At 50.6% G+C, this 18,170-nt stretch carries 13 protein-coding genes; 12 read left to right on the top strand and 1 reads right to left on the bottom strand.

Annotated elements, in window-relative coordinates; all coding sequences use genetic code 11:
* The first annotated feature begins 190 nt into the window (after positions 1–190).
* The 12 genes from AC58QD_RS08165 (at position 191) to AC58QD_RS08110 (ending at position 16,472) form a co-directional block, all read left to right on the top strand.
* Entirely contained in the window at positions 191–3,967 is a 3,777-nt protein-coding gene (locus AC58QD_RS08165; RefSeq protein WP_497331891.1) for a heparinase II/III domain-containing protein, read from the top strand.
* A 477-nt stretch (positions 3,968–4,444) separates the two neighbouring features.
* On the top strand, positions 4,445–5,212 hold the full coding sequence (locus AC58QD_RS08160) for a YveK family protein (protein ID WP_497331889.1): 768 nt from the start codon (positions 4,445–4,447) through the stop codon (positions 5,210–5,212).
* Positions 5,160–5,876 (top strand): CpsD/CapB family tyrosine-protein kinase, encoded by a 717-nt coding sequence (locus AC58QD_RS08155; protein ID WP_497331887.1) that lies wholly within the window; start codon positions 5,160–5,162, stop codon positions 5,874–5,876. The genes AC58QD_RS08160 and AC58QD_RS08155 overlap by 53 nt, the downstream gene beginning before the upstream one ends.
* Positions 5,873–7,111, top strand: coding sequence for an oligosaccharide flippase family protein (locus AC58QD_RS08150; protein ID WP_497331885.1), 1,239 nt, complete (start codon positions 5,873–5,875; stop codon positions 7,109–7,111). The genes AC58QD_RS08155 and AC58QD_RS08150 overlap by 4 nt, the downstream gene beginning before the upstream one ends.
* A 33-nt stretch (positions 7,112–7,144) precedes the next feature.
* Positions 7,145–8,419, top strand: a complete 1,275-nt coding sequence (locus AC58QD_RS08145) for an O-antigen ligase family protein (protein WP_497331883.1) — start codon at positions 7,145–7,147, stop codon at positions 8,417–8,419.
* Complete coding sequence (locus AC58QD_RS08140; RefSeq protein ID WP_497332174.1) at positions 8,400–9,638, top strand: glycosyltransferase family 4 protein; 1,239 nt, start codon at positions 8,400–8,402, stop codon at positions 9,636–9,638. The genes AC58QD_RS08145 and AC58QD_RS08140 overlap by 20 nt, the downstream gene beginning before the upstream one ends.
* 106 nt (positions 9,639–9,744) lie before the next feature.
* Positions 9,745–11,670: a polysaccharide biosynthesis protein gene (locus AC58QD_RS08135; protein WP_497331881.1), complete on the top strand. Its 1,926-nt coding sequence runs from the start codon at positions 9,745–9,747 to the stop codon at positions 11,668–11,670.
* A 32-nt stretch (positions 11,671–11,702) separates the two neighbouring features.
* The gene (locus tag AC58QD_RS08130) at positions 11,703–12,707 is read left to right on the top strand and encodes an LCP family protein (RefSeq protein ID WP_497331879.1); all 1,005 of its coding nucleotides are present in this window, start codon (positions 11,703–11,705) and stop codon (positions 12,705–12,707) included.
* 24 nt (positions 12,708–12,731) lie between these two features.
* Complete coding sequence (locus AC58QD_RS08125) at positions 12,732–13,358, top strand: sugar transferase (RefSeq protein ID WP_497331877.1); 627 nt, start codon at positions 12,732–12,734, stop codon at positions 13,356–13,358.
* Positions 13,355–14,164: a GNAT family N-acetyltransferase gene (locus AC58QD_RS08120; protein WP_497331875.1), complete on the top strand. Its 810-nt coding sequence runs from the start codon at positions 13,355–13,357 to the stop codon at positions 14,162–14,164. The genes AC58QD_RS08125 and AC58QD_RS08120 overlap by 4 nt, the downstream gene beginning before the upstream one ends.
* Complete coding sequence (locus AC58QD_RS08115; protein WP_497331873.1) at positions 14,157–15,263, top strand: GNAT family N-acetyltransferase; 1,107 nt, start codon at positions 14,157–14,159, stop codon at positions 15,261–15,263. Before AC58QD_RS08120 ends, AC58QD_RS08115 begins: the two co-directional genes overlap by 8 nt.
* Positions 15,264–15,302: 39 nt before the next feature.
* Positions 15,303–16,472, top strand: coding sequence for a DegT/DnrJ/EryC1/StrS family aminotransferase (locus AC58QD_RS08110; protein ID WP_497332172.1), 1,170 nt, complete (start codon positions 15,303–15,305; stop codon positions 16,470–16,472).
* 9 nt (positions 16,473–16,481) lie between these two features.
* Here the strand turns inward: AC58QD_RS08110 and AC58QD_RS08105 are convergent, their stop codons facing one another.
* On the bottom strand, positions 16,482–18,122 hold the full coding sequence (locus tag AC58QD_RS08105; RefSeq protein WP_497331871.1) for a glycosyl hydrolase family 28-related protein: 1,641 nt from the start codon (positions 18,120–18,122) through the stop codon (positions 16,482–16,484).
* Positions 18,123–18,170: the final 48 nt, after the last annotated feature.

The raw sequence follows: 18,170 nt of genomic DNA, 5'->3' as shown, positions 1-18,170 counted from the left end.
AAAATCCATAATAACGCAGGATCCTGCTGACATTTCCTGATTTTGTGATATAATGAGGAGGCAAATGTAAACGCTTTATTATGAAAGGAGGGTAATGATAACAAGTAAATTCACAGTAACAGAGTTCACAACTAGAGTAGACATTCAGAATGGACCTAAGCACTTCATTTATAAGTGGGAGGTTTTTTTTATGTCTAATGTTGTACAAGTAAAAAACATGTATAAACTCGCAATAGTTGTGCTGCTGGCGACGGCTCTCCTGCTTTCCCTTCTATGGGCTCCAAGTGTGAGCAGAGCGGGGGACGCTGCTAAAGTAACCATTAACAACCACAGCTTCGAGTCTGGCTCGCCTCCAACGAACTGGTCCGTATTCAGCGGAACATGGGGAACGCAGCAGACCATCTCAACCGTAAGAAGCATCGATGGCACCAAGAGTCTCAAAATTAATGATGCTTCGAGCTCTTCTGCCTATGGCATGGTTAGTGATCGAGTCGCCGCACATCCATATTCCACGTATGAAACTTACGTGTCGGTATACGCGGAGTCTGGCAGCGGTCAAGTGTATTTGGAGTTCTGGGATAGCTCGAACACGCGAATTGGAGTGAACTTTGCATCGACCACAACGACCGGAAACTGGGAGTATATCAAAGTAAGCGGGCAGGCTCCTGCCGGGACAGCGACGGTTAGCGTGATGATGTATGCCCCCAAAACGAATGTAGGAGCTTCTTATTACGATGCCATATTCATGAGGCGGATTGACGAAGTAGGCAATGTGTCCAATGCTGGCTTCGAGAGCGCTGATGGCTCGAATCAGCCTGTTGATTGGACTCCTTATGCGGCTGGAACATACTCGGTTAGCAGTGACTATGCACATAGCGGCACGAAAAGCCTGAAAATTGTGGACAGCAGCACCTCAGCTGCTTACGGGATGAAATCGGTAAAGCTGCCGGCTTCCGCTGGTTCTACTTATGAAGCAACCGGGTGGGTTCGCAATACGTCTGGTGCGGGTCAGTTATACTTGGAATTTTGGCAAAGTACGGTAGGGAACGCATCGGATACCAGAGTGGGTGTGCAATTCATTGGCAGCACCACGACAGGGAGCTGGGAGCAGCTCACGGTCACCGGGACAGCACCTGCCAATACGGATTATCTCGTGGTGATGGCGTATACACCGGTCGCCAGCACGAGTACAGCCTATTTTGACGATATTTCCGTAAGGCAGAAATACACGGCTCCGGCCACATCGTTCAACGCAATCGTAACAAGCCATCCTAGATTGTATTTCACAGCAAGCGATGTGCCTGCTCTGCAAGCCAAAGCGACAGATACTTCACCGAATCAATACGGCGAATCTTACGCTTCGATCTGGAGTAAGGTGGAAGTGCAAGCGGACATCTACATGGCCGAATCCTCGTTCTCCGTAAATTATATTGATGGAATTACAATCACTTATCCACTGCCGCCAGTGATGCCGATTCCGCATGAGAATCCTCCGTCTGCTCCATCGGGTAAATACCCTTTCTGGACAGCTGTAGGGTCTCAGATTCAGACGAGACTCGAAACTTTAGCGCTTGCTTATGTCGTAACCGGTGATGTTAGTTATGGACAGAAAGCAAGGGACTATGCGCTTGCCCTGGCCGACTGGGACGTCTGGAGCGACCCTGCTTATCCTTGCCTAGGAGGCGGAAGCGGGTTCTCGTGTCTGGACTCCAGCTACATTACCCGCGGTGTTGCTACCGTCTACGATATGGTCTATGGGATGCTGACCCAGACAGAGCGGGATAAGCTGCTTGATGCGATGTATGAAAAGGGCATCCGGATCATGAAGAAGGATTTGTTAACGTACGTCGATCAAAATATTTATTATGCTGTATCCGGCTCAATGGCTGCAGCGGCCGTAGTCGGCCTTGGAGAAAGGGATTCTTATGATGTCTACCTGAATCAGGCTTATCAGATACATCTGGATTATCTGGATACGCTGGAAGCATCAGGGAAGAGCGAAGGATTTCTGTACACGGGTGTAGGGTTGAACAGTATTTTTGCGGCAGATGATTTTGTCCGCAGAGTAACGGGCGTGGATGATGCCTTTGATCATTCATTCGTCTCAGATCGTCTATCGAAGTGGCTTGTATATTTCAATGGCCCGCAAGGGACAGGGAATGCGAATTTCAGCGATTCTGATACGACAGGCAATATAGGATTACCAGCGCTTATCCTGGCTAACAATGGAGATGGATTGGCAGGTTGGTATGCCAAGGAGCAGCTCTCGGATTCTGCTAACTGGGGACGATTCGTCTACTTGAATAACTCTGGAGCTCTTACGGATCCTGATACTGCCGGGCTTCCCGAGTCAGCCCAATTCTCGGATATTGGCTATCAGGCTTTCCGCACGGGTTGGGGAGAGAGTGATCAATTGCTCGCCTTCTACTCGGATGATTCCAATTATGGCCATAATCATCAGGACGATAACAGCTTTATCTTGAATGCAGGTGGCGAATGGTTGCTGACGGATCCAGGATATTTCAACAACACCACAGCAGCGAAGAGTGCAATGACGACAAGCACGATTGGTCACAATGCTATGTTAGTGAATGGAGCAGGCCAGACGCTCAAGACGGGCGGCGGCACAGTAGGGTACTTCTCTTCGCCTGTATTCGAGCTTGGTATTGGCGATGCAACTGCCTCTTATGCAACTACTCCGGATGTAACGCAGTGGAAACGAAGAATTATATCGGTTAAGCCAGACTATAATCTGATCGTAGATAATGTTGCATTGGCATCCGCGGGTACGCCGGAAATGTTATTCCACACGGATAAAGGCGGCGTATTCAGCTCGGGAGGCACGCCTCTTACAGTAGGAACGACTCTTCCGACATCGTTCCTGATAGAGAAGGCCAAAGCTTCTGCAGCGGTACAGCTGCTTCGTCCAACCAGCAGCACCAGATTATATACGCAATATACAGGCGCGGAGCAATATGGCACTTGGGGCAGCATTAAGCCTTCCTCAACCGTAACATCGGAATCCTTCGTGACGCTCATTCGTCCTAAGGTTCATAGGGAAGGCATCATCGAAGCAGAAACGTTGCTCCCTGCAGCAGCAAGCTCAGGCGGTGCGAACTCCGCCGCCATGAATAAATTTTACAGAGCGGTCACTTATACGGGCGGCAGTGTGAATTCTTATGTTACGTACAACTTCACCGTTCCATCCAACGGCAACTACGATCTGAGACTCGGTTTCCTCAAGACGACTGGTTCCGGAATCTTGAAAGTAGAGTTGGATGGGGTTACATTGGGGACCGGACTCGATATGTATGATGATTACGTGGATACGGATGAACGCAGCTATCTGAATCGCTCCCTTACCGCAGGAACGCATGCCTTGAAAATTACAGCTACAGGCAAAAATGCTTCCAGCAGCGGGTACAACAGTGTGCTGGACTACATCCGCTTAACGACTGCGGGTACGGTCATCAGTAAAGCTTCAGCATACACAGTGAATACCGCTACTAACGGACTGGCAACAGGATTAGTCATCACTTTGACAGGCGCGTCTGACCAAGTGTTCGTCAACCCGACGAACGCAGCAGTAACGACAGCAAGTAATCTATCGATTACATGTGCGGCTACCCAGTGCATGGCTCGCAAGCTTACTGCTGGCGGTTATGAACGATATGCGGCAGTGAATTCATCGGCTTCAGGCACAGCATTGTCTGATGGATCTCAGGTGCTGGTAAGTATGCCTGCAGGCGGCGGTATTGCTGTCGGCAAGACATCGGCAACCGTGTGGTCAGGAACGGTGACACTGACAAGTACTGGGTCTCCGCAGATGTACGCTCCGTCCGTTTCATCAGTGAAGCTGGATGGGGTGACTTTAACCTCCGGACAATATGCGTATAACGCCACAACGAAAATGCTGACTATTAACAGCGTAACAGCGGCAACGCATAGTGTAGAGATTACTTTGTAATGAGTCAGTGATCAGTGTGACTGACTAGCGAGACGACCGCTCCTTGAATAAGGGGCGGTCGTTTTCTTTTGACCTCGATTTTCTTTGCCGAGAAACATTATTCTATACCGCCCGGGACTTTTCGTTCTGCGGCGGTTCTTTGTGCGCAGACCGAAGGATATAAGCCTGCCGTACGAGCTTAGGTATTTGGGTAAATTCAAACCGTGGTTCGGTGTACAGGCTTGGGACCATGGGAGTAGGTCGAAGTGAGGAGGCGAGTTCCCTTGCTGTGCAAGGCTTTACGCTTGTCCAAACCTACATGGACCGACCGATTTTCACCTCAAAACTAGAGAATTTCAACCCATTTGATCGACTCGTCCAAGGATAATAAGTTTTTACATTAACTTGGACATAACCTGGAAGGTCGGGAATAAGATGTTTAGTGTAGCAGTCGTTTAAAGAGCTTCAGAAACAAGTCGAACGAAGGAGAAATTGCGGATGGAATTTGAATTGGGCGGCATTTTGAAACTAGTGAGGCGCCGGGCGTTATTTATCACTGCTTTGTCGATTGCTGCGCTCGCTTTTGCCTGGTATATCAGCAACTATGTGCTGAAGCCGGAATATGAAGCGACTGCCTCTTTGTTAATTCAGGGAGACAAACAGCAGCAGGCCGTAAATGACATTGTCGCCGGACAAAAGTTAGTTACGACTTACGGAGAAATTATTCGAAGCAATCGGATCGCGGAAGAGGTCGTGAAACGTCTCCAGCTGGACATCACTCCTGAGAAGCTGCTTGCCAAGATCAAGACAAGAACGAGCAGTGAGTCGCTGCTGACCACCGTAATCGCTACGGACTCAGATCCGAAGAGGGCCACCGATATAGCGAATGGTTTTGCGGAGGCGTTCAACGAGAACATCAGGTCGATCATGGGTGTGGAGAACATCTTGTTCCTCGATCAAGCCAAAGTGCCGTCCAGTCCTATTCCGGTTACACCAAAGCCGTTCTTCAACATGGTGGTCGCATTCGGTCTTGCGCTAGTAGCGGGGATCGGGATATCAATCTTACGTGAGATGACAGACAAAACGATCCGAAGTGTAAAAGACATCGAGCTCGACTTGCAGCTTCCATTGCTAGGAACCGTTGGGAGGTTGAAGACCCGCAAGAGGAGGAAGCTGCACAAACGCAGCAAACCAACAGAGGGAGAGAGCGGATATGAGAAAGAAGATACCTCGATTGTATTGCCTGGTCGAACCGAAATCAGCTAATGCGGAGCTGTTCCGCGCCATTCGCACTAATATTCGCTATACCCGGGTAGGCGGTGAGATTCGCTCTATCTTGGTTACAAGCTCACTCCCCGGCGAAGGGAAGTCGACGGTTGCGGTCAATCTGGCTGTCGCCATGGCAGAAACGGGAAGAACCGTACTCCTTGTAGACGGAGATCTCCGTACGCCGGCAGTCCACGAAGCCTTTGAGCTCCCTAACATAATTGGCTTAACGAGCATTCTAGTGGATCAGGCCCAGCTGAAGGATTGTGTGTATGCCATTAGGGATTCGCCGGGACTCGATGTGCTTCCGTCAGGACCCGTATCTCCGAATCCGGCGGAGTTGCTCGGATCCAACGGGATGATACACTTGCTAGCCGAACTGCATGACAAGTGGGACACCTTGATCATCGACTCCTCTTCTGTGTTGATGCCAGCTTCCGATGCATTGACCTTATCGAGCTTGACGGAGGGCGTCTTGCTCGTAGTCCAATCCGGCAAAGTGCTGCAGAAGCACACCAACACAGCCAAGCAGCTGCTGGAAAAGCAAGGAGCGCATCTCCTTGGAGCTGTGCTGAATCGGAAAGGTCGAAGCAGCAGGATAAGCTACGCGATCAAAGGGGAAGACTTCGCAACTTGGGCTTCATCCGCAGGGAAGAATAGATGACCCTTTTAGCAATCCGGTATTTACTTGGGAACATCGTATATGCGGGGGCGCAATTCGTCATCGTCAGCTTGCTTAATAAATTCGGTTCCACGGAGCATATCGGACAATACGCACTCGGGCTTGCCATTACGGCGCCAATCTTCATGTTATCTCATCTGCATCTGCGCTCTGTATGGATTGTACAACCAGCTGGAGCACATAAATTTGGAGCCTTCATCGGACTTCGCCTCATCACGACTGCCGTTGCTTTTACAATTACGATTGGTATAGCTTGCTTCAGTGGATTCGACCGCAATACCAGTCTAGTTATCGTGCTTGTCAGTATGTTCAGGTTCATTGAATCTATAAGCGATATGCTCCTAGGGGTATGTCAGAAGTACGAAAAGCTAGATTCCATCTCCCTCTCCAGAATCGCGAAAGGCATGTTCTCCACGTTCAGCTTCGTTCTGGTATATATACCAACACACAGCCTCTCTTTTGCTTTACTCACCATGATTATCGGATGGTTAGGCATTACGATCGGATACGACTACCGCCGTGCTCGCAAGATGGAGGTCATACGACCCCTATTTGCTCGCAAGCTCTTGTTACCGCTTCTTCATATGAGCGCTCCGCTTGGAATTGTGCTTGCGCTTATGTCTTTGAATGCGAACATCCCGCAGTACGCCATTGCCTACTTCAGAGGGCAGCATGATCTGGGGATATATGCCTCGCTCGCATATATGATCGTTGCTTGCAATGTAGTAGTGACTGCGCTTGGCGAAGCGTATACCCCTCGACTGGTTCGATGGTTTACAGAGGGGCAGTACACGGAGTTTGTCAGGGTGTTAGTCCGCATGTTGAAGCTCGGCACCGTGCTCAGTGTACTCGCTATGGCGACGGGCTGGTTATTCGGATCACAGCTTCTCACGCTGCTATACAGCAGTGAGCTAGCTTCAGACATCAAGCTGTTTCTCTGGCTGTTAGCCTCCACCTTCTTTGTATTTACTTCATCATTTCTATGGTACGGAATTACGGCAACTCGCCGCTTCATACTGCAAATTCCGCTGTTTCTCTGCGCATCGGGTTGCAATGGATTAGCCTGTCTTCTGCTCGTGCCAAAGCTTGGAATGGTTGGCGCGGCCGCGGGATCCATTATCGCCCTTCTTGTTCAGACAGGGGGAAGCGTATTGCTGCTGTCTTACATAATCAACAAGGAAAGAAAACGAGTTCAGCGGGAAGCAGCAGCTGCGTAATGCTTGCACAGCTTTCCCAGGGTGGGGGAAATCATGTCTTTGTCCGCAGTATGGCATTCTGCACGCTTCGATGCTACAAAACGGACCAGATTCACAACGGGCTGGCTGTTCCAAACCGCAGTTGCTGGTTACGTTCTATGTCTGCCCGCACAATTCGACTTCGGCGGAGCCTTTCGCTTCGCACCATCAGATCTGTTCCTGCTGATCGGACTGTCGGCGGCTGGCAAGCAGCTTAAGATCGACCGGCGCATGTTCAGCTCCTGGCACTGGGGCATGCTGCTTATCTTCATCTTGGCTTCGTTCGTAGCCATGTGGCAGAACGGGTTCATCTCCAAGTATGCCTTGCTGCAAAAAGACTTCGGATTCATCCTGCTGCTGCTGACCTACATCATGCTGACCCAAGCCGCCGATAGCTGGGATCGTCTGTACCGGTTACTGCGAGTGTTCCTGCTCAGTGTCCTCTGGATGAATGCTACTGCGCTGTTCGCCTTCTTCAGCGGTGTGGCCGTTCCATTCATGGTGCAGGACGGTCGCTTGTCCGGCATGTTAATCGATCCGAATGCATACGGGGGGTTGCTAGTTACGGCATTCGCAGTCCACATCATGACTAGCGGGGGTTCAAGACCGCTGCTGAGCAGATGGATGAGTGTGCTGGCAACATTGACATTGTCTGGTGGAATTATGATGACCTTCTCCAGATCTTCATGGATTGGTTTGTTCCTGATTCTCATGACCCTCTCCATTACCAAGCCAACCCGGTTGTTCAAGATCGGGATCGGATTCTCAGCCGCCTTTACTGTCTTGCTGTTGTACAAAGGCACTGCTTACTTGGATATTTTCAGCTCCATGGCCAGCCGTCCATCCCAGATCCAATCACGGCTTGATATTATCACCAAAGCGTTGGAATGGATCGCGCAAAGCCCGCTCTTTGGTATCGGTCTAGGCACGTACAATCTCAATCTTGGCATCATCATCCATAACACGCCCATGTGGTTTATGACGGAATTCGGCTTAATCGGTCTCTTGGTTTACGGCGGTTTCATGGTCTGGTTTTTCTACGTGGGTATTCGCTCCTATCAAGCAGCCGATCCAGTACACCGACCTGTCATATTGGCTTTCCTCCTGTCTCATGCTGCGATGATCGGGTTGTCTATGGGCATTGAGGCGCTTTACCAACGGTATTGGTGGTTCATGATGGCGCTGAATGCTGCTTGTATCCGACTAACCGCACAGCAACAAGCTAGGCAAGACTATTCCGGTTCAACGATAGAGAGGAGGGACAATCTTGATGCAGGGCAGCAGCCATAACGTTCCGTTAAAAGCAGCTTGGGTAGCTTCGATCTATGGGCATTTCACTGGATTCCACATCCCTTACATGAAGCTTCTGCAAGAGAAGGGCTGCGAAGTCCATGCTTACGCTCAGCCTGGAGAAGAACGCAAGCAGCTCGAAGAGATAGGGGTGATCTGCCACGACGTTCCGATTTGCCGCAGCCCGTTTCGCAGGGATAACCTGAAGGCTTTGGCGATGCTAACCGACAGTTTCCGCCGAGAGAAGTTTCAGCTTGTTCATGTCCATACACCGGTTGCTGCATTATTAGGCCGAATAGCGGCAAGCAGGGCAGGTGTTCCTTGCACGATCTATACGGCCCATGGATTTCACTTCCACAAGGGAGCGCCGCTGCTGAACTGGCTACTCTATTATCCGCTCGAAAGGATTATGGCCCGCTGGACGAATATTCTGATCACCATGAATGGCGAGGATTGGGAGCGGGCGCTGAGTTTTCCGGTACAAGGCAAAGTGGTCTATGTGCCTGGCGTCGGCATCGATCTTGAAGCCTACGGCGGTAATATCGAGGACAATCCCGATACGAAGCGGGATGCGAGACGGAAGCTAGGTTGGCCTCATGTACAGGATCAAGCACGTGATGCGTATATCGTGTTGTGCGTTGCGGAACTGAATGCCAACAAGAATCAGAAGCAGCTCATTGAAGCATTGGGCGAAGCTGGCGATCAGGCGAGCAACATCCATCTGGTGCTAGCCGGGACGGGGCATCTTGGACCGGCGCTGCGAGAGCTGGCCGAGCGGCTAGGCGTGCAGGATCGAGTACATATGCTCGGATACAGACGAGACATACCCGATTTGCTGCAAGCCTGCGACGCGGTCGCGCTTTTGTCCTATCGCGAAGGGCTGCCGCGCGCGATCATGGAGGCGATGGCTGCCGGCAAGCCCGTACTGGGCACCCACATTCGCGGGATTCGCGATCTGGTGGCTGAGGGCGTATCCGGCATTCTGGTACCCGTCGGGGATAAGATCGCGACGGCTAATGCGCTGATTCGCCTGCGCAATCAGCCCGTGATTTCTGCTCGGATGGGCGCAGCAGGTCGAGCCAGATTGATCGACTATAGCTTGCCATCCGTGATGAACGAGATGGAGGCCATCTACATGGATGCCCTGCGGAAGCATGCTGTAGAAGAGGTCGCCGCAGACAACGCGCTGCCGGTTGCAGTACAACCGACTGAGCGTTAACGAGAGCTTCCATTTCGCTATTGGACTACTGTCCTGTTTTTCTAAGATTGCTAATAACTTGGCTCATGCTACAAAGGAATTCATTCGGTCGATAAGGGTGAAAGAAATGGTCATTAAGACGCGTTTATTGCGGTTGGCTTTGTTGGATGCAGCCATTGTCGGAGCTTCGCTTTGGTTCGTATTTTCGCTTCGATTTGATTTCGATATACCCGCGTTGTACTTGCGCATGCTTCCATATGCCATCTTGATTCATGTGACTGTGCATATTGTCTGCTTCTTCGGTTTCCGAGTGTATCACAGTATATGGCGCTATACGGGACTCGAGGAGATGGTACTGCTACTAAAGGTTAGTGCCTTGACGTTCGCCGGTGTGCTCGCCGTGAATCTATCTGTCCATCTATTCATTCCCTCGTATCGGCTACCCTTATCGGTATACTCGGCTGCTGGATATGTGTTCTTGGGTGTTGCAGGCTCACGCATGATCAGTCGTCTGCAAGGTGACAAATTCATCAAAGTGAAGGAACCGCTCGCCTCTGGGGCAAACCTGCTTATTGTCGGAGCAGGAAAGGCAGGAATTCTGGTCGCCAAGGAGATCCAACATTCCAGATTCAAGTTCATGACGCCAATTGCTTTTGTAGATGATGATCCCGCGAAGCAGAATCTGGAAATTATGGGCTTGCCCATCGTAGGCATGCGGAATCAGATCCCTGAGGCCGTTAAGCGGCTGAATATTGATTACATAGTCATTGCTCTGCCAGCAGCTTCTCGCAATGCGGTAACAGACATCCTTGAGATCTGCAAAACGACAAAGGCGCAGATTAAGCTGCTGCCCAGTATGTCGGATATTCTGAATGGCAAGATGTCGGTCAATATGATCCGTGAGGTATCGGTTAATGACCTTCTGGGTCGGGCACCGGTGCAGATTAATTGCTTGGAGATACGCGAAAGTCTGGAAAATGAAACGGTCCTCATTACTGGGGCTGGCGGGTCGATCGGTTCGGAGCTATGCCGCCAGGTCGCTGCTTTCAAGCCTAAGGAAATCCTGCTTGTCGGTCATGGGGAGAACAGTATTTATCAGATTGAAAACGAACTGCGGCGGTTATACCCGAACCAAGCGATCCATCCGATCATCGCCGATATTCAAGATTCGTTGCGGATTGAGAGCGTATTTCACAGCTACCGGCCTACGCTTGTCTATCATGCAGCTGCACACAAGCACGTCCCGCTTATGGAGATGAATCCGGTCGAAGCGATCAAGAACAATGTGATCGGGACGCGGAACGTAGCTGTTGCAAGTGACAAATTCGGCATCAAGCGTTTTATCCTGATTTCCTCAGATAAAGCGGTTAATCCCACTAGCATTATGGGCACAACCAAGCGCATTGCAGAAATGATTGTTCACGATTTGAATGTTTCCAGCAAGACAGCTTTCGCAGCTGTGCGTTTTGGCAATGTGCTTGGCAGCCGCGGCAGTGTGATTCCACTATTTCAGCGACAGATTGAAGCCGGAGGCCCCGTTACCGTCACGCATATGGAGATGGTCCGTTATTTTATGACAATTCCGGAAGCCGTTCAACTCGTCATCCAAGCCAGTGTATTGGTGCAAGGAGGAGAAGTGTTCGTGTTGGATATGGGTAAGCCGGTACGGATCTATGATCTGGCACGGGATTTAATTCGGTTATCGGGACTTGAGCCGGACAAGGATATTCCAATTGTGGTGACTGGTATTCGGCCGGGGGAGAAGCTCTATGAAGAGCTGTTGACCGAAGAGGAAGGGCTGATGGTTACGACCAATGACCGGATTATGGTAAGTCGACCGACAAGCATTCCTCGTGCAGAGCTCCAGATGGTTCTTGGAATATTGGAGAATTTGACCAAAAATTATGAGCAATCTGCGGGAAGCTATCAAGTGAAAAAGCTGTTAAAGCAAATCGTCCCCAGTTATCTGGGGGTACAAGAAGAGCAGCAGCCCGATGTGGAGCGTGAACGCGACCGTGAGCTTGTGAAGGTTGGATTGCATGCAGGCACATGATCCATTCCGAAGCTGTCAAAGGGGCGCTCCAGATGAGAAATCGATGGAAGTTTAAAGTATTCGGGCTGTTCGTCCTACTCACGGCAATCGGGATCGGGATCGGGCTGTATGGATTAAGTCCGCAATGGCATTTCCGCTCTGCTGTTCCACATGTGTTGGCGTTGCCGCAGCCAGTTCCAGTTGATGAGGATGCTTCTGACCCAATGCCTGTGTCCATACCAGGTACTAGCATCAGCCCAAGCCCCACAACGAACGACGACACCAATGCTTTCAACGTGGTCCTGATCGGCACAGATTCTTGGGGCGACGAAAGCTCCCGTGCTGATTCGATAATGGTCGTACGCGTCATGCCGGACAGCCGTAAGGTCAATATCGTATCCGTGCCGCGAGACACGAGGGTTTATGTCCAAGGTGTGGGTTACACGAAGATTAACCATGCTCATAGTGTTGGCGAAGCTAAAGGCGGCAACCAACAAGGGACGAAGACGCTGGTTCAGGCAGTTAGTGATTTCCTGAACATACCGGTGCACCACTACATCAAGACGAATTTGGCAGGAGTCAGTAACTTCATTGACAAGATTGGCGGAATTGACCTCTATATCGAGCAGGACGTTACGATTACACCGGAGATTGTAATCCTCCAAGGGGATCAACATTTGGATGGACAACACGCCTTATTCTTGGCCCGCGAGCGATATTCCGTCTCCGGAGGCGATTTTGGCCGTCAGATCGAGCAATTCCGTATTGTTCGGGCTGTCGCCAGGCAACTGCTTAAGCCTGAGCATTTGCCTGATCTGGCTGGACTCATTAAGAGCGGCAGGAGGGACATCATGGACACGAGTTTTACCGATTCAGACCTGATTAGCCTGGCCTGGCTGTTCAAAGGGATGGACACGGACGACTTCACATATGAACAAATCCCAGGCAAGGACAGTTATGGGTATGATCCGCTTGTCGGAAGCGATGTGTATTATTGGAGCGCAGATTCAGCAGAGGTTCTGTCGATGCGAGGACGACTTTTCCAGATGATCGAGTAAGGAAAAGGAAAGAGGAGGGGTTCCATGTACCGTATGTTGAAACGAAGCTTCGATTGTGCTGGGGCTGCCATTTTATTAGGCTTGTTCGCTCCATTAATGGCTGTAGTGGCTCTGCTTATCCGGGTTAAGCTGGGGAGTCCGATCTTGTTCAAGCAACAAAGACCGGGGCTCTCTGAACGGCCATTCGAGATTTATAAATTTCGCACGATGGCCAACTTATATGGTCCAGACGGGCAATTGCTGCCCGATGAACGGCGATATAACAAGTTCGGCGGCATCATTCGCAGACTAAGTCTGGATGAACTGCCCCAATTCATCAATGTACTGAAAGGGGAAATGAGTCTGATCGGTCCTCGCCCGCTACTTATGAGATATAAGCCTTATTATTCGGACAGAGAGAGACTCCGGTTCTCGGTGAGGCCTGGTGTTACCGGGCTTGCCCAAGTATCAGGCCGGAACCGATTGTCGTGGAATGAACGGCTTTCCCTTGATGTTGCATACGTAGAGCAGCTCAGCTTCCGTCAGGATGTCCGCATTCTATGGAAGACCGTGCGCAAAGTGATCCGACAGGAAGACGTCGTGGAGAACCCGAGCCTGCATGATCTTCCGCTGGATGCGCACAGGCACCAAGCGAGGGAGGGATCGGCGTGAAGGTGAATTTTCGTCCAATTGAAAGGGATAGCGATATCGAAAGGGCATGCAGCTTGTTAAGGGATTCAATGCCCGGGAAAGAGTACGACCGTACGATCTTTTCTTGTTCCGGTTACGCCCAATATTTGCGAGCCGCTTCGTGCAGCAGCATCCATTCAGCTACTTGGCTGATTGGAGCGTACGATGGCGACTTAATGATTGGCTTTGCCGAGTGGAGAAGACTGGATCAGCAGTTGGTGCTTAACAATCTGAATGTGGATACAGCTTATCGCAGTCATGGAATAGGCGGACGTTTGGTGGCATTAGGAGAGGTGCTTGCGCTGAAGGAAGGGATTCGCTCACTGAATCTCGATGTATTTGCCTGGAATGAACATGCACATGCCTGGTACTTGAGGCTTGGGTTTGTGGAGTCGGATCGGACCTATTGGTATGAGGGGGATCAGGATCCATTAAAAGAAGATAGCCGTGACAAGGAAAAAACTGCACCATATTTGATCGAGGATAATCCAATGGCTGAAGCCCATCACACGGCGTACGGCTTCTCCTCGCTCCAGATCAGATTGCTGCGGGGAACCGTACAGATAGGGCGCCTCGGTTCAACTTACTTCCGGATTCGGGCACTGAATGCTGATTGGGATTGGAACGGTTCGCTTACTGCTGCACTGTCGCATCTTGATCCTAGACGCAAATTGCTCGTGTTATCTCCAGAACCAGGTTTATCAGAGTGTGATAGCCGATTGATCAAGATCAGTGAAAGTGTACGGATGCATAAAAAGCTGGAGGACCGGGCGGTGTACTATGGATAGTTTTGAGGTGTTAGGCAGTTCAAGAACAGTGGAATGGAATGCCTATATAAGCCAATTAACGGATAAGGATATTTACTTCTCAGCGGAATATTGCCGGCTGTATGAGGTCGAAGGGGAGCAGCGAGCAGAGCTGTTCGTGTACAAGCGGGATGGACTGATCATTGCGTATCCGTACCTGCTCCGGTGTATTACACATCTACCCGCTCTTCGAGAATTAGGCTTAAAGGGAGAATGGTATGACATCAGCACACCCTACGGGTACGGGGGGCCGATAACGAATGTTCCTACAGGTACGGAGCGGGAGGAGCTATACCGCAGCTTTGATGCAGCCTTTTCTGCCTTTTGCCGCGAACGTAATATATTGACTGAATTCGTACGGTTTCACCCCATGATTGAGAATGCTTCTGATTATTCTGCAGTGGAATCGCAGCTCATCCGGAATACAGCTTATATCGATCTGACCGTCGGGTCTGAGGCTGAGCTTATCCGGCGGTACTGCCGCAATCATAAGACCAACCTCCGCAAATGGAGTTCATCACCGCTAACGGTCACCCATACAGATCAAATAGCCGATCGAATGGATACATTCGCTCATCTCTACTACGGCACTTTAATAGATTTGCGGGCAGATCCCTTCTACTATTTCACCCAGGCCTTCTTAGAGGATACTTGTCGGCTGTTAAAAGGGCGGCTTGAGCTATTCGAGGTATGGCATGGGGACACGACTATAGCAGCTTGTCTCATTATGCATGAATCTCCCAGAATGCATTATCACTTAAGCGGCTGGAATCGGGATTACTTGCACTGGGCGCCGACCAAGATGCTGATCCACAGCGCAGCGCTTTGGGGAATGGAGGCTGGCATCCAACAGTTTCATCTGGGCGGAGGATATAGCGGCAATGACAGCTTGTACTTGTTCAAAAAAGGGTTCGGTGTCCATAACGAGCTCAATTATTACTTAGGCAAACGGGTATTTGACACGGAATTATACGACCAAATCCGTTCCAGAAACGCGGATGCGCTGCAGGACAGCACTTATTTCCCGATCTATCGGGATCCGCGGTGTAACACAGGCACAACCCTTCACCTTGTTAAATAAATCGATAATTGGAAGGAATGGGAGCAGCGCATGAGTGAAATGAGCAAGCAACAGCGAATTTATTTGTCCCCTCCACATATGAGCGGTCGGGAAAAGGAATATATGAACGAAGCCTTCGATTCGAACTGGATTGCGCCTCTTGGTCCGCACGTAGATGCCTTCGAGCGCGAGATGGCGGCCTTCACCGGCGCCAAAGGCGCAGTTGCGCTATGCTCCGGAACTGCAGCCATTCATCTGGCGCTGCGTCTTGCCGGGGTAGGCCCTGGTGATCGGGTCATTTGTTCTACGTTGACATTCGCAGCAAGCGCCAATCCGATTCTGTATGCGGGAGCCGTTCCCGTATTTGTAGATTCCGAGCCAGAGACATGGAATATGTGTCCTCTTACATTCGAGCGGGCTTGCCGGGAGATGAGCGATCAGGGGTTTCCGGCGAAGGCGGCCATTGTCGTGAATTTATACGGACAGAGCGCTGATCTTCTACCGATTATTGAAGTTTGCGAGCGATACGGTATTGTGCTTATTGAGGATGCAGCCGAGTCATTGGGAGCTGTCTATAACGGTAAAGCCAGCGGAACCTGGGGACGTTATGGCATATATTCCTTCAATGGGAACAAGATTATTACAACTTCAGGCGGCGGGATGCTTGTCTCCGACGATCTGGAAGCGATTGAGCAGGCAAGGTTCTGGGCTTCCCAGGCAAGGGATCCGGCTATTCATTATCAGCACTCTCAGATGGGATTCAACTATCGGTTGAGCAACTTGCTGGCTGCAGTTGGCCGAGGACAATTGGAGCTGTTAGACAATCGTGTAGAAGCAAGACGCCGCATCTGCGATACATATTGGGACAGGCTTGGAGCCATACCCGGCATACATTTCATGCCGGAGGCCCCTATCGGCCGCAGTACGAGGTGGTTAACCGCGATTACCATAGATGCACAAGAGCTAGGGGTTTCGGCTGGGCAAATCATAGCCAGTCTGACCCATAACAATATAGAAGCTAGACCGGTTTGGAAGCCGCTTCATCTGCAACCGCTGTTCACAAGGTCGACTTACTTCCCGTACTTCGAGGGCTACAGCGTAAGTGATCAATTATTCGCAAATGGAATTTGCCTGCCCTCCGGAAGCTCCTTAACAGAGGGAGAGCAGGCGCGTGTCATCGAGACGATCGAGACTTGCATTCAGAACGGGAGAAGTGCGCTTCGCCATTGACGACGCTCCTTACTTCGCTTTCCATCCTGTGTTGCTTGTACCGCTCTCTTTTACATACATCGAGGATTGTGATCCTCCATCTGTGCGCATCGCGATACTACCCATTGGAGCTGTAACTATGCCTTCTGGAGAGCCTTCCACAATAAACACTGCGGGAAGTACGGTGCCCCCAACAAGTCGAAGAACGCGTTTGAAATTACCGTATGTCGAGAACCACTCCGGAATGGAGTAAGGATTATAAATCGTGCCGAGCGATGTGCCTAGCATAGCAGCCTGTGTCTCAAACTCGGTGATCCGCTTGACTTTGGCAGGGCGAGTGTCGAATACAGCGATATTCCCAAGGTGAACATAAGGCTTTGCCGCTCCATAGGAGGATACTAGTACAGCCTGGTTGACCCCGCTGTTGCGGACGATCATATTGTCCACATTCACACTCATATCGTTCTCGGTGGAGAAGACATGCAAGGTGCTGCCGTTCAAATCCTGTGCTTCGATGGAGCTTACATTCAGATCACCGCCGTCGATTCGAACGCCGCTTGATAGCTTGGAGCCTGCACCGAACAGTTCAAGCGATCCGATACTAAGCCTGGGTTTGCCGCCAGCGCTTGCAGCCGCATAAATAGCGGGTCCGCCAATATTGGTGAAGCGGGCTTTGGCGATGTTGATGAATTGGGCATACAAAGTCTGCAAGCCATAAGCCGCTTGACTGTCAGACGATTGAATAGACAATTGATCAATATTCAGAGTTAGTCCGTAGGAGAGCAGTGCAGGCGCGGTCGTACCGGCCACTCGCATGTCGAGGGTGCCGATATCTAGCGTCCATTGTCTGGCAATCGTCTCGGATAATCCAGCCGATAGATCATTGCCATAACCAGTCGTCGTTAAATAATCGAATCGCTGATAGAAGCTGCGAGTTCCCTTGAAATCATCCGGTTCCAGATCAAGCGAATTCTCACCTGCGAATCTTGGAGCGCCGCCGCGTGTGTTATCGAGCACTGCTGTACCCACATGAAGCTGGTCAACAAAGTGGACCACGAAGTTCTTGCGGCCTGCGGTCATACATCGAGCATACCCGATCTTGATATTAATGGATGGGACTTCCTCAGAGCCACCGACGAATATGTTATCGCTGTAGCAATCGTGGACGTAGGCAGATTCAATACTTACATTCTGAGCGCTGTAAATGAATAAGCCGTGAAGCTGATCATTCACATTCCCCCTCACTGTTGAGGCGCTTCCATCAATCTCTAGTTCACCGGTAATGGAAATGTTGGAGGCGCCTGACAGCACCAGGACGCGGGTGTCGGAGGGAGGATTCGGAGCAAGAACCAGCTTGGATCCAGGCTCGAACAAAAGATTAGCTCCAGATGGAACTCGTATACACCACCAATCGCTGCTTGAAGGGTTGCGCATTTTGGCTGAGGACACTTTGTAGGTGCCCGCTGGGAAAACTATTAATTTATTGCCTGCCGTACCAGCGACAATCGTCTTCTGAATCGCTACCGTGTCATCCGCAATGCCGTTACCTTTTGCACCAAATGATCGAACGTTCACAATGCCGGTTGTTTCCGGGTCGAGCTTCTCGGAGGTAACAGCGCTATTAGCAAGCATTGCCGTTGTGATGGATCCGTTAGGGATCGAAGGTGCCATAACCATTCACTCCTTTTCCTATGATTCTTGTATGTTATGAAACTAATA

Source organism: Paenibacillus sp. J2R1T-4 (genome assembly GCF_059692235.1).
The sequence above is the reverse complement of the archived record's forward strand: the minus strand, read 5'-3'. Positions and strand labels throughout refer to the sequence as shown.